We start from the raw sequence: 12041 nt of genomic DNA on the forward strand, positions 1-12041 counted from the left end.
GCGGGCGTTCCGGATCGGCTGGAGGCGCGGGGCGCGCTGAGCGGTGTGCCGGATCTGCCCGTGGTGCTGGAGGCGGGGGCGCGGTGCGCTGGCGTGCCGGGTCGACTGGAGGCACGGGGCGCGTTGAGCGGGGCGGTGGACCTGCTGGCGGCGGGAGTGCGACGGGCCGAGGCGTCGGATCTGCCCGCAGTGCCGGCGGCGAAAGCGTGGAGAGCCGGCGCGTCGGACCTGCCGGTGGTGCTGGCAGTGTGGGCCCGGTGAGCCGGCGTGTCGGACCTCCCGGTGGTGCGGGCCCGGTGAGCTGGGGTGCCCGCGGCGCTGGCGGCGGCGCGACGAGCCGGAGCGTCAGACCTGCTGACTACCGTGGGACGCGGGGGACCCAGAGCCGGAGGGGACCCTTGCGCGAGCCTGCCCCGCAGCGCCCAGGTGGTGCCGGATGACGTGTGAGGAGTGCGGCGCCAAGCTGACCACCGCCAAGTACTGCTCCGGCGCGTGCCGTCAGCGCGCGTACCGAAGGCGTGCTCGCGGTGTCGTGCCCGCCTCGCCGCGCCTCGACACGTTCGCCGGCCGCAGCACCGAGCTGGCCGAGCTCACCACGCTGCTGGCGCGCAACAGGATCGTCACCGTCACCGGGCCGCCCGGGGTCGGCAAGTCGCGGCTCGTGCACGAGCTGGTCGCGAACCGGCAGCACGTCCTGCTGGTGGAACTGGCGGACATGACCAGGGTGCTGGACTTGCTCGCCGGCGCCCCGCAGCCCGGTCTGCTGGTGCTGGACGGCTGCGAGCGCGTGCTGGCCGGCTGCGCGGAGCTCATCGCCGCGCACCCCTCGCTTCGCGTTCTGGCGACCAGTCACGAGCCGCTGCACGTGCCGGGGGAGCAGGTGTACCGGCTCAAGCCGCTCGGTGCGCGCGATGCGAAGCGGTTGTTCGTCGACCGGGCGGTGGCGCTCGACAGCGAGTTCGACGAGAACGCCGCGCTGCTGGACGTCGTGTGCGCACGGCTGGACCGGTTGCCGCTGGCGCTCGAACTCGCGGCACGACTGGTGCGCGTGCTGACGCTGGAGGAGATCGTGACGCGGCTGGACGACCGGTTCGCCGTGCTCACGACGGGGCCTCGGGACGCGCCGGCGCACCACCGGTCGCTGCACGCCGCGTTCGACCGGTGTTACGCGTTGCTGTCCGAGGCCGAGAAGGTCGCGCTGCACAAGTTCGCGCTCATGCCGGGGACCGTCGGGCAGGAGATGGCGGAGCGGCTGCGTGCGCGGTCGCTGCTCGAACCCGACTTCACGATGCTCGAGTCGGTCCGGCAGTTCGCGTTGCCGGGGGTGTCGGTCACGACGGCGCGTCCGCAGGCCGAACCGGAGGAGGGCGCGCTCTCGTGGCGCGACGAACGGCTCCTGCGCGTCGCCGCGATGGTCGCGGAAGGGCTGACGAACAAGCAGATCGCGGACGGGCTGCACGTGTCGCTGCGGACCGTGGAGGCGGACGTGCGCGACCTGAAGTCCGTGCTGGGCGTGCGGTCGCGCGCCCAGATCGCCGCCTGGACCACACAGGCGTGACTTCCTGCAGCACGATCTCGCCCGGTGGCGAGTCCGCTGTTCGACCGGCACTCCGCGGCTCTAGCCTCAGCGTCGTGAACGAGCTCGCACTCGCGGTCGTCGCGGGAATGGTGGCCACGGTCAACCCGTGTGGATTCGCGATGCTGCCCGCCTATTTGGCGCTGGTGGCACGAGACAGCCCGGCGAGGGCCTTCATGTCCGGTTTGGTGATGACGGCTGGATTCGTCACTTTCTTCGGCGCATTCGGAATTCTCGTGAGCCCGGTGGCCGCCACTCTCAAGCGCTATCTGCCGTTCGTGACGGTCGTGATCGGGCTCGTGATGGTCGTCATCGGCGTGCTCCTGGTGCTGGGCGAGGACCTCTACTTCCGGCTGCCGAAACTCCAGGCAGCGCCGAAGAGCCTGTGGTCCATGTACGGCTACGGCATTGCGTTCGCCATCGCCTCTCTCTCGTGCGCCATCGGTCCGTTCCTCGCTGTGGTCGGTGCATCGCTGCAGACGGGCGTGATGGCGTTCTTCGCGTACGCGCTCGGCATGGGACTCATCGTCACCGTGCTCGCCGTCGCGGGTTCGGCGCTCGCACCGCACATCAGGAAGGTGCTGCCCCACGTCGGCCGCATCGGTGGCGTCGTCCTCATCGCGGTCGGCGCGTACGTGACCTACTACGGCGTCTACGAGCTGCGGTTGTTCCTGGCCGGGGGCAGCGCGATCGACCCGGTCGTGCGCGGCGCCGGACGGTTCCAGAACGTGCTCGTGCAGCTCGTCGGAGCGCTGGGGCCGTGGCCGTTCGTGGTGGTGCTGGCGATCGCGGGCGCCTGGTGGCTGAACCGGAGGCGGCGCAAGGCCGTACGTCCAGGCAGGAGGTGAGGAGCCGTATGCGCATCCTCGGACTGCTGCTAGGGATCCTGCTGCTCACCGGCTGCGCGGAGAAGGCGCCGACGCCGGAGAAGTTCCAGTTCACCGCCAAGACGCTGGACGGCGAGGAGTTCCGCGGCGACAAGCTCGTCGGCCAGCCCGTCGTGCTCTGGTTCTGGACGCCGTGGTGCCCGTCGTGCAACGCCGAGGCCGAGACGGTCGAGGCGCTGGCCGAGCGGCACGGCGAGGTCCAGTTCGTCGGGGTCGCGGCGGAGGACCAGCTCGACGCGATGAAGAAGTTCGTGAGCGACCACAGGATGTCCGGCTTCCCGCACCTGGCGGACCTGGACGGCGCGGTGTGGAAGCGGTTCGGTGTCACCGCGCAGCCGACGTTCGCGTTCGTGGGCACCGACGGGTCCGTGGAACTGCTCACCGGCTCGCCCACCGAGGAGCAGCTGGACCAGCGAGTTTCCGCTCTGGTACCGAAGTCTTGATCCCCGTGACATCGCGAGGTCCCGTGCTCGCACCATTTTCTCGGTAGAAAGTCCCTGGCTTGTCGGGACCAACGCCTGGTTCGGCGTCGCGTCCGGATTCGTATCGTCGAACCGGCCCGTGGCGGTGCCGCACGGCCTTGAGGAGGCAGGTGGCGATGGACTACATCCAGGTCTCGCTCGGGGAGGCCATTCCCGAGCAGGCCAGGGACTACGCGTCCGATCGGATCGGCTCGCTGGACCGCTACGCGCCGGACCGCGTCGACTTCGCGTGGGTCAACCTGACCTCGGACAAGTCCGTGATCCACGCGCACGCCCGGCTCGACCTGAAGTGGGTCGAGGTGCAGGCCTACGCGGAGGGCGACACGGTCACCGAGGTGATCGACCTGGTGCGGGAGCGCATGCGCCGCCAGCTCGTCTCGATGCACGGCGCGCTCGCCCACAACTGACCGCGGCTCAGCGCACCTTCCGCACGGTGCCCCGAGCACCGTCCACCCGGACGACGTCGCCCGTGGCGATGCGGGTCGTCGCGTTGCCGCAGCCCACGACCGCCGGGATGCCCAGCTCCCGCGCCACGATCGCCGCGTGCATAGGCCTGCCGTTGAGCGGGAACGCGGTCCAGCAACGAGGTCTCGCCGCCCAGCACGTCGTCGATCGGCGGGAAGAACAGGGCGTCTCCGGACGACGTGAGCTCCCCGGCCCGCAGCACGAACGCCCGCATCACCCAGAACGCGCGCACCATCTCGGAACGCGCCTGCTCGCGGGACCGCGCCCCGGCCCCGATCCGCGCCAGCCGCCGCTCGATCCGCCGTGCCCGCTGCGGATGCGCCGCCACCAGCCGGTCCCAGGCGGCCGCCCGCGCCGCCGCCTGCCGCTCCAGCAACGCGACGGGGTCCGCCAGCGCGTCCAGTTGCGCGGTCATCCACGCCGGGTCCTCGGCGGGACGAGGTTCGTGGATCTCGAACTCGTCGTGGGACCGATGTCCCCACCGCTGCGCGTACTCCTCCCGGCTCAGCTCTTCCGAGCGCACCTGTGCCAGCCCGATCAGCGGTCCCACGCTCGACAGCCCTTCGCCCGCGTGGAACCCGGTCAGCAACGTAGCGGCGTCCTCCTCGCCGGCCAGCGCCACGAGCTCGCGCCGCAACGCCGCCCGTCCGCCACCGGCCATTCGCGCGCCGGCGTCGAGGATCGGGCACACGAACCGCAACAGCCGGTCGATGTCGTCGTGCCACAGCGCGAGCAACGCTTCGGGCGTGGCACAGGCGGCGATGGCCCGCCGTGCGGCGGCACAGCGCGCGGGGTTGTCGCGGACCAGCCCCGGCAGCCGCGTCCGGTACAGGAACTGCTGCTTCAACGGCTCGCCCGCACCCCGCAGCACCGCGCCGAGGATCGCGGCCCGTGACATCGGCAGCGGCGGCACGGTCACACCGGCCGGGATGCGCCCGAACGTCTCCTCGCCGGAGCGCAGCATCTCACCGGCCTTGCCGACGGCAGCGCCGAACGCGGTGAAGGTGCTGATGTTGAGGTAGAAGCGGCCGCCGATGTTGCCGGAGATCCGGTGCGGCCCGATCGCCGCGTTCGACAGCACCCGCACCAGCGACCACGTCACCGGCGTCATCGCCTCGGGCACGGCCTCGCCGACGTTGCCGTTGGACCACAGGTGGTCGCCGTCGAGCGTGTCGTTCCACTCGACCCGCGACGACGTGATCGGACGCGCCTGCAGGATCTGGAACTCACCCCCTGCCAGCGCCCACTCGATGTCCATCGGCGTGCCGTAGAGGGCTTCGATCCGTGCACCCAGGGCGATCAGTGGCGCCTTCTGGTCGCCGGACAGGGCGTCGGCCGGGTTCTCCGTGCCGCTGACGAGTGCCTCACCGAGCCCGCGGACCGCGTCGACCACCGGCTCGGCCCGCCCGGTCACCGGGTCCGCGGTGAACAGCACGCCGGAGAACTCCGCGGGCACCATCCGCTGCACGACGACCGCCATCTCGGCCGAGGTGATCCCGTTGTGCTCGCGGTAGGCGACGGCGCGTTCGGAGCTCAGCGAGTCCCAGCACCGCAGGACCGCGTCGAACAGCCCGTCCTCGGACACGTTCAGCACCGTGTCGTGCTGGCCCGCGAACGACAGCCCCGGCAGGTCCTCCGCGGTCGCCGACGACCGCACCGCCACCGGCCCGCCGAGCTCGCGGAACGCCTCCAGCACGCCCTCCGTCGACCGTTCGCGGTAGGCGCGGGTCGTGAGGTGGAACCCGGCAGGCCCGCGCGGACGAGCCTCGCCAGCGACTCGCCCTTGCCGCCGGCCACGGCCAGCACCGCTCGCGGGTCGTCGAGGGGGAGGATCAGCGGGATCATGTCGCCATGGTCGTCGAAACGGGCCCGCCCCGTTCGTACAAAGGGCGAAAGGAGACACCATGACGCAGAAGTACCTGCTCAGCATCTACCAGCCCGACGGTGAGGCCCCGCCGCCCGAGGTGCTCGACCCGATCATGGCGGACCTCGCCTCGCTGAACGAGGAGATGCGGGCCAAGGGCGTCTGGGTGTTCGCGGCCGGCCTGCACCCGCCGTCGACCGCGACCGTGCTCAGGACGAAGGACGACGACGTGCTGATGACGGACGGCCCGTTCGCCGAGGGCAAGGAGCACATCGGCGGCTTCACCGTCATCCAGGCCGCCGACCTCGACGAGGCGCTCGAGTGGGGCCACCGGCTCGCGGGCGTGCTCAGCCCGTTGTCGATCGAGGTCAGGCCCCTCGCGTCCTGATGATCGAGGACGTCTTCCGGGCCGAGTACGGCCGTGCGGTGTCCGTCCTGACCCGCCTCCTCGGCGACATCGACCTCGCCGAGGAGGCGGTGCAGGACGCCTTCGCCACGGCTGTGCTGCGGTGGCCGGTCGACGGCGTCCCGCCCGCTCCGGCCGGCTGGATCATCACGACGGCCCGCAACCGCGCCATCGACCGGTTGCGCCGGGAGGCCAAGGGCCACGAGAAGCAGGCGCAGGCGGCACTGCTGAACCACGAACCGGAAGAGCAGGAGGCAGGAGACGTGCCCGACGACCGCCTGCGGCTGATCTTCACCTGCTGCCACCCGTCGCTGGCGCTGCCCGCCCAGGTCGCGCTGACGCTGAAACTGCTCGGCGGCCTGACGACGGCGGAGATCGCCAAGGCGTTCCTGGTGCCGGAACCCACGATGGCGCAACGGATCGTGCGCGCGAAGGGCAAGATCCGCGCGGCCCGCATCCCGTACCGGGTGCCGCGCGAAGCGGATCTGCCCGACCGGCTGAAGGCCGTGCTGGCCGTCATCTACCTGATCTTCAACGAGGGTTACCTCGACCGGGCGGAGCTCGCGCGGGAGGCGATCCGGCTCGGCAGGGTGCTCGCGGGGCTCATGCCGGACGAGCCCGAGGTGTGGGGGCTGCTCGCGTTGATGCTGCTCGTCGCGTCCCGCCGGGAGGCGCGGCTGCGCGACGGCGGGATCGTGCTGCTCCAGGACCAGGACAGGGCGCTGTGGAACGCGGACCTCGTGCGGGAGGGCCAGGACCTCGTGCGCCGCTGCCTGCGCTGGAACCGGCCGGGTCCCTACCAGGTCCAGGCCGCGATCAACGCCGTGCACAGCGACCCGCCGACCGACTGGCACCAGGTCGTCGCCCTCTACGACCAGCTGGTGGTGTTCACGCCGAGCCCCGTCGTGGCCCTGCACCGCGCCGTCGCGCTGGCCGAGACGGAAGGCCCGGAGCGGGCGCTGCTGGAGGTCGACGCGCTCGACCTCGACCGCTACCACCTGTTCCACGCTGTGCGCGCAGACCTGTTGCAACGGCTCGGGAGAGATCCGGCCGCGGCGCTGGAGGCCGCGCTCGACCGGGCCGGGCACCCGGCCGAACGCGAGCTCCTGGCCGAACGGCTACGGGTTCTCCGGCTTGCGGCGGCGGACCAGGAGGATCGCGCCGACGACGACCGCTAGCCCGATCAGGATCCACACCCAGACCGGCACGCCACCGGACTCCGAGGGCGTGCTCGACGGGGGCGCGTTCGACACCGGCGCGCTCGGCGTCACCGACGACGGAGGGGCGCTCGCCGACGTGGACTGCGCCACGACGGTCATCGTGAAGCTGAACGTGCCGTTGACGGTGTCGCCGTCGTCGGACTTGGCCGACCAGGCGATCGTGTGCGCGCCGGACTTGGCCGCGGTCGCGTCGATCTTCGCCGTGATCGTCCTGTCCACGGCCTGCACCTGGGTGACCGGCACCTTGGTGCCGTCGGCCCCCGTGACGGTGACCGCGTCCCCGTCCGGCAGCTGGACGGGCGCGCTGAACACCAGCTCGATCTGCTCGGGTGGAGCCGCCAGGGCCGCGCCGGACGCCGGATTGCTGCTCTTGAGCTCGGCGTGGGCCTGCGCGGGGACGGCCACGGCCGTCGCGGCGAGCAGTGCCAGCACGAGCACGCTTAGGTAACGCGTCACGTGCGCAGCGTAGTGGCTTCGTCGATCAGTCCGGCAGCCTCAGTTCGCACCGGAACAGCGGCCGGCCTCACCCCACCGGCCGGGAGACCTGCGGCGTCACCGGGACGAACGCCAACCCCGTAGCGACCAGCGCGGCCAGCGCGGCGGCGAGCAGGGGCGCGAGCGGCTCCACCTCGTACAGCAGCGCGCTCAGCATCGGCGCGACGATGAACGTCAGGCCGCTCGTGGTGGTGACCAGCCCGGCGACCAGGCCCTGGTGCCGCGGCCCGACGCCGAGCGAGGCCGCCGCGGCGAACCCGGTGAGCGCGAGACCGGCGCCGACCGCCACCACCAGGAACGCCAGCGCCATCAGCGCGGACGACGGCGCCACCGCGAGCAGTGCGTAACCGGCCACCGAGACGGGGGAGCCGATCCGCATCAGCCGGATCGGGGACCACTTCAGCAGCGGCACGAGCAGCCCCTGCGTCAGCACGAGCCCTATGACGGAGGAGAACAGCACGCCCTCGGCGCTGCCCGTGGTCTCCCGCAGCCTCTCCGAGGAGAGGTACACGACGACGACCTGCGCCATCCCCAGTGACAGGTGCAGGAAGAAGCCGGTGCCGAAGGCGGGCACCAGTTGCAGCGGCTGGGCCTGCACCGGTTCCCCTTCCTGCGGAGCGAGAGGCTTCATGGTGACGAGGACCAGGAGCGAGAGCAGCAGGGCGACCACAGGCGCGACGTACAACGGCAGCCACAGGGACGCCACCGCGAGCGCGCCGCCGACGACCGGGCCGATCACGCTGCCGAGGCTCTGAGCGGCGCCGACGAAGCCGATGGCTCGGGTGCGCGCCGTCTCGCCGTGGGCGGAGAGACCCGCGACGGCGAGCGCGGTGACGAACACCGCGGCGAGGCCCGCGCCGAACAACGCGGAGCGGAACACCAGCACCAACGCGAACGCCACGTCCGGCGTCAGCGTCTCGTCGAGGCCGAACGCCACCGCCGCGGCGAAACCGGCGGGTCCGGCCACGCACAGCACGAGTCCGGCGAACAGCACGGGACGCGGTCCCACGGCGTCGAACAGCAGTCCCCAGAGCAGGCTCGCCACGGTGATCGTCACGGAGGCGACCGTGAACACCAGGCTCAGCTGGAAGGGGGTGAGGGCGAGTACGCCGGCGAGCGGGGCGACGACGCCGATGAGCATCTGGTGCAACGAGTACATGACCAGCAACGCGGCCAATAACGGCGTCAAGTACCTGGGCATGCTGTTCCCCCTGGAGTCGCGGCGAGCCGTGAGGGTAGTTCAAGTTGATGAACGATTGGTTTGGCGGCGGATGTACTCGGGTAACCGGCGGCCGAACTGATCAACTGACCGAGGAGCGGTTTGGCTCGCGACCAGGCAGCCAGGACGGGTGAGGCGGCGGATCTGCCCCTGGGCAGGCAACGACCGTCACTCGCCGCTGTCCGCCGCTGGGTACGGCTGGAGTTGATGGGCGAGGACACCGACGCCGTCGCCGATGTGTTGCTGGTGGTGAACGAGCTGGTCAGCAACGCTTACCGGTACACGTCGGAACCGTCGTTCCTGCGCGTCGTCGTGGAACCCCACAAGATCCGCATCGAGATCGCGCACGATTCCCGTGCCCACCCGCCGTTGCGCAAGGTGTCCCGGCCGCAGCGCGGCTACGGTCTGGTCCTGGTGGCCCGGCTGTCGGATCGCTGGGGTGTGGACAGGGCTCACGGTGACACCGTGGTCTGGGCCGTTCTTCCCAGGGAGACGTGATGGCAGGCCGGCAGGTTTCGATCTGCGCGTTCCGGGGTACCGAGGCTCGTGCCTTGAACCAGCAGGGCGCTTGGAGATGCTGATGGGTATTGCAGGACGGTCCACCGAACGAGTGGACCTCGTCCTACCGGAGGGTGTTCTACCGCTCGCGAACGTGCGCGCGGAAGTTCGGCGTCTCCTGAGAGGGATGCACGAGAACGTCGTGGTCGACGTGATGGTCGTGGCCACGGAACTCGTGAGCAACGCCTACCACCACGCCGCCCCGAGTCGACGCGCCCGCGTGCTGTGCCTGCCGGAACGCGAGGTGGTGCGGGTCGAGGTCGACGACGGGACGCCCGGCCGGTTCCCGCAACTCGGCCGGATGGGGTTCCTCGGGCGTCGGCAGCGGGGTCTGCTGCTGGTCAACGGCCTGGCCCAGGTGTGGGGGCACAACCGGTTCCCGGACTCCAAGACCGTGTGGGCGGACGTGTCGACCGTCAGGTGAGGGTCTTGACGACGTAGGCGGCGGCTTCGGCGACGAGGGCCTCGTCGTATTCGGCGTCCGCGGCCGACTTGCTGGACATGACCGCGATCAGGATCGGCTCCCGGCCCGGCGGCCACACGACCGCGATGTCGTTGACCGTGCCGTGGTCTCCGGTACCGGTCTTGTTGGCGACCCTGCTGCCCGCGGGCACTCCGGCCCGGATGCGCTTCGCCCCGGTCACCGTGCGTTCCAGCAGGCCGGTCAGGAAGTCGCGCTTCGCCGGTTCGAGGGCGTCCCCGAGCACGATCCGCTGGTAGTCCGTGCCGAGCGAGCGCGGGGTGGCGGTGTCGCGCGGGTCGCCGGGCGTGGCCGAGGTGATGCCGGGCTCGACGCGGTCCATGCGGGTCTCGGTGTCGCCCAGCTCGCGCAGGTACTTCGTGAGCTCCGCCGGACCGCCGAGGTCGCGCAGCAGCAGGTTGCCCGCCGTGCCGTCGCTGTGGCGGACCGCGGCGTCGCACACGTCCCGCAGCTTCATCCCCGTTCGGACGTTCAGCTTCGTGATGGCCGAGCTCTTCATCAGGTCGGCCTCGGTGTACGTGACGACGGTGTCCAGGTGCGACATCGGGTTGCGGTGCAGAAGCGCCGCCGCGGCAAGTCCCTTGAACGTCGAGCAGAACGCGAACCGCTCGTCCGCCCGGTGTTCGATCGTGCTGCCGTTGTCGCTCATCGCGTAGACGCCCAGCCGTGCGTCGAACTTCTTCTCCAGCTCGAACAACGCGTCGTGCCGCACGGGCGCCGCGCTCGTCGTCGTGGCCGGTGGTGTCACGCTGATCGGAGCTGTCGCTTGCGGAGTCGCGCACCCGGCGAGCGGGAGCAGGGCGAAGGTTTTCAGGACGGTGCGTCGGGCGGCCACCGGTTCACACTATTCGGTCTCGGTGCGGCGCCACGGGAGCGGCGTTCTAGGGTGGGGAAATGAAGGTTCTGTCCATCCAGTCCGTGGTCGCCCACGGCCACGTCGGGAACTCCGCGGCCGTGTTCCCGCTCCAGCGCATCGGGGTCGAGGTCGTCCCGATCCCCACGGTGAACTTCTCCAACCACACCGGCTACGGCGCGTGGCGCGGTCCGCTCCTGCCACCGTCGGACGTGGCCGAGATCCTGCTCGGGGTGGAGGAACGCGGGGTGTTCGGGCAGGTCGACGCCGTGCTGTCCGGCTACCAGGGCGGCACGGGCATCGCCGATGTGATCATCGACGCGGTGCGCAGGGTGAAGACCGCGAACCCGGCGGCGCTCTACGCGTGCGACCCGGTCATGGGCAACGCCAAGTCCGGCTGTTTCGTGGCTCCCGAGATCCCCGTGCTGCTGCGCGACCGGGTCGTGCCGGTGGCCGACATCATCACCCCGAACCAGTTCGAGCTGGGCTTCCTCACCGGCACCGAGCCGGCGAGCGTCGAGGAGACGCTGGCGTCGGCCGACCTCGCCCGCGCGATGGGCCCGTCGACCGTGCTGGTCACGAGCGTCGAGCGGCCCGGCCGGGAGGAGGGCACGATCGAGATGCTCGTCGTGGACACCGCCGGGTCGTGGCTGGTGAACACCCCGCACCTGCCGTTCAAGGCGAACGGCTCCGGCGACGTCACGGCCGCGCTGTTCACCGCCCACTACGTGCAGACGAAGGACGCGGCGCTCGCACTGGAGCGCACCGCGTCCAGCGTCTTCGACCTGATCGACCTGACCTACCGCTCCGGTGAGCGCGAGCTGCGCTTGGTGCAGGCCCAGGAGTTCTACGCGGCGCCGCGGATGCAGTTCAAGGCCGAGCAGGTGCGCTGAGCCGCAAGTGCGCGCGGTCGCCGCGCAGGACGACCCACGACCGTTCGACCGGCGCACCCCGGAGGTCGTGGCCCAGCCACCCGACCGACAGCACCGGTGTGGCGGGGCGGACGTCGAGCAGGCCGGCGACGCGCGGCGTGGCGAGAGCGGTGGTGCACCAGGGACACGGCTCGCCGAACCGGACCTCGTAGGCGTCGGAGAGGAATTTCCGCAGCGGGGTCGTGCGGTCGTAGCGCTCGGCGAAGCCGGGGAACCGGGACGCGTGCAGGTAGGTCGACCGCACGCCGACCGGTTCGTCCCCGCGCACGAGGACCGACTCGACGTTGACCACGTCCTGCGCGCCGATGGTCCTGACCACGACCTGTTCGCGGTCGGCGAGGTCCTGCACGAGCGCGTCGAGGCTGATCCGGCGGACCTGCTTGCGAGGCGCGACGGCGGTGCCCTGCCTGCCGGCCCCGCGCACCAGCCTGCCCTCCAGCACGAGCTCGTCCATCGCCTTGCGAATGGTGGTGCGGGACATGCCGAACACGTCCGAGAGCTCGCGCTCCGGCGGGAACGGGGTGTTGTCGGGCAGTTCGTTCACCAGGTCGAGCAGCCTGGTCTTGGCCTGGAAGTAGCGCGGGATCGCGGGCACACCCGGAC

Annotated in this window: 15 protein-coding genes; 10 read left to right on the top strand and 5 right to left on the bottom strand. The window is 71.1% G+C overall.

The features are described 5' to 3' along the window. Positions 1-93: 93 nt before the first annotated feature. The 5 genes from LX88_RS32825 to LX88_RS32845 all read left to right on the top strand — a co-directional run bounded on the left by LX88_RS32825 (position 94) and on the right by LX88_RS32845 (position 3352). Positions 94-261: a hypothetical protein gene (locus tag LX88_RS32825; RefSeq protein ID WP_258951663.1), complete on the top strand. Its 168-nt coding sequence runs from the start codon at positions 94-96 to the stop codon at positions 259-261. Positions 262-436: 175 nt separating this feature from the next. Continuing rightward, positions 437-1558, top strand: coding sequence for a helix-turn-helix transcriptional regulator (locus LX88_RS32830; RefSeq protein WP_258951664.1), 1122 nt, complete (start codon positions 437-439; stop codon positions 1556-1558). A 74-nt stretch (positions 1559-1632) separates the two neighbouring features. Further along, positions 1633-2424, top strand: a complete 792-nt coding sequence (locus LX88_RS32835; protein ID WP_258951665.1) for a cytochrome c biogenesis CcdA family protein — start codon at positions 1633-1635, stop codon at positions 2422-2424. 8 nt (positions 2425-2432) lie between these two features. Further along, positions 2433-2906, top strand: a complete 474-nt coding sequence (locus LX88_RS32840) for a redoxin domain-containing protein (RefSeq protein WP_258951666.1) — start codon at positions 2433-2435, stop codon at positions 2904-2906. Positions 2907-3061: 155 nt separating this feature from the next. Then, positions 3062-3352, top strand: a complete 291-nt coding sequence (locus LX88_RS32845; RefSeq protein WP_372511463.1) for an HPF/RaiA family ribosome-associated protein — start codon at positions 3062-3064, stop codon at positions 3350-3352. Here LX88_RS32845 and LX88_RS44780 read toward each other — a convergent pair. Continuing rightward, positions 3253-5106, bottom strand: a complete 1854-nt coding sequence (locus LX88_RS44780; RefSeq protein ID WP_443674880.1) for a PEP/pyruvate-binding domain-containing protein — start codon at positions 5104-5106, stop codon at positions 3253-3255. The genes LX88_RS32845 and LX88_RS44780 overlap by 100 nt on opposite strands. Before the next feature lie 208 nt (positions 5107-5314). Here LX88_RS44780 and LX88_RS32855 point away from each other — a divergent pair, with 208 nt between their 5' ends. Both LX88_RS32855 and LX88_RS32860 read left to right on the top strand, forming a co-directional pair. Then, positions 5315-5662 (top strand): YciI family protein, encoded by a 348-nt coding sequence (locus LX88_RS32855; RefSeq protein WP_258951667.1) that lies wholly within the window; start codon positions 5315-5317, stop codon positions 5660-5662. Next, a complete protein-coding gene (locus tag LX88_RS32860; RefSeq protein WP_258951668.1) occupies positions 5662-6858 on the top strand; it encodes an RNA polymerase sigma factor in 1197 nt (398 codons plus the stop codon). The genes LX88_RS32855 and LX88_RS32860 overlap by 1 nt, the downstream gene beginning before the upstream one ends. Here the strand turns inward: LX88_RS32860 and LX88_RS32865 are convergent. After that, positions 6799-7356: a copper resistance CopC family protein gene (locus LX88_RS32865; RefSeq protein WP_258951669.1), complete on the bottom strand. Its 558-nt coding sequence runs from the start codon at positions 7354-7356 to the stop codon at positions 6799-6801. The genes LX88_RS32860 and LX88_RS32865 overlap by 60 nt on opposite strands. A gap of 67 nt (positions 7357-7423) precedes the next feature. Next, positions 7424-8596 carry an MFS transporter gene (locus LX88_RS32870; protein ID WP_258951670.1) on the bottom strand — a complete coding sequence of 391 codons (1173 nt, stop codon included), beginning with the start codon at positions 8594-8596 and terminating at the stop codon, positions 7424-7426. A gap of 120 nt (positions 8597-8716) precedes the next feature. Between LX88_RS32870 and LX88_RS32875 the strand changes: the two genes are divergently transcribed. Together LX88_RS32875 and LX88_RS32880 are read left to right on the top strand one after the other, a co-directional pair. Continuing rightward, positions 8717-9112 (top strand): ATP-binding protein, encoded by a 396-nt coding sequence (locus LX88_RS32875; RefSeq protein ID WP_258951671.1) that lies wholly within the window; start codon positions 8717-8719, stop codon positions 9110-9112. 82 nt (positions 9113-9194) lie between these two features. Then, positions 9195-9596 (top strand): ATP-binding protein, encoded by a 402-nt coding sequence (locus tag LX88_RS32880; protein ID WP_372511464.1) that lies wholly within the window; start codon positions 9195-9197, stop codon positions 9594-9596. Here LX88_RS32880 and bla read toward each other — a convergent pair. Then, positions 9589-10488 (bottom strand): class A beta-lactamase, encoded by a 900-nt coding sequence (bla, locus tag LX88_RS32885; RefSeq protein WP_258951673.1) that lies wholly within the window; start codon positions 10486-10488, stop codon positions 9589-9591. The two genes, LX88_RS32880 and bla, sit on opposite strands and share 8 nt — an antisense overlap. Before the next feature lie 59 nt (positions 10489-10547). Here bla and pdxY point away from each other — a divergent pair, with 59 nt between their 5' ends. After that, positions 10548-11399: a pyridoxal kinase PdxY gene (gene pdxY / locus LX88_RS32890; RefSeq protein WP_258951674.1), complete on the top strand. Its 852-nt coding sequence runs from the start codon at positions 10548-10550 to the stop codon at positions 11397-11399. On the opposite strand, the gene LX88_RS32895 is transcribed toward pdxY, so the two are convergent. Further along, positions 11377-12033, bottom strand: coding sequence for a GntR family transcriptional regulator (locus LX88_RS32895; RefSeq protein ID WP_258951675.1), 657 nt, complete (start codon positions 12031-12033; stop codon positions 11377-11379). The two genes, pdxY and LX88_RS32895, sit on opposite strands and share 23 nt — an antisense overlap. Between the last annotated feature and the right edge of the window lie 8 nt (positions 12034-12041).

Source organism: Lentzea californiensis (assembly GCF_024648825.1).
GTDB classification, from domain to species: domain Bacteria; phylum Actinomycetota; class Actinomycetes; order Mycobacteriales; family Pseudonocardiaceae; genus Lentzea; species Lentzea californiensis.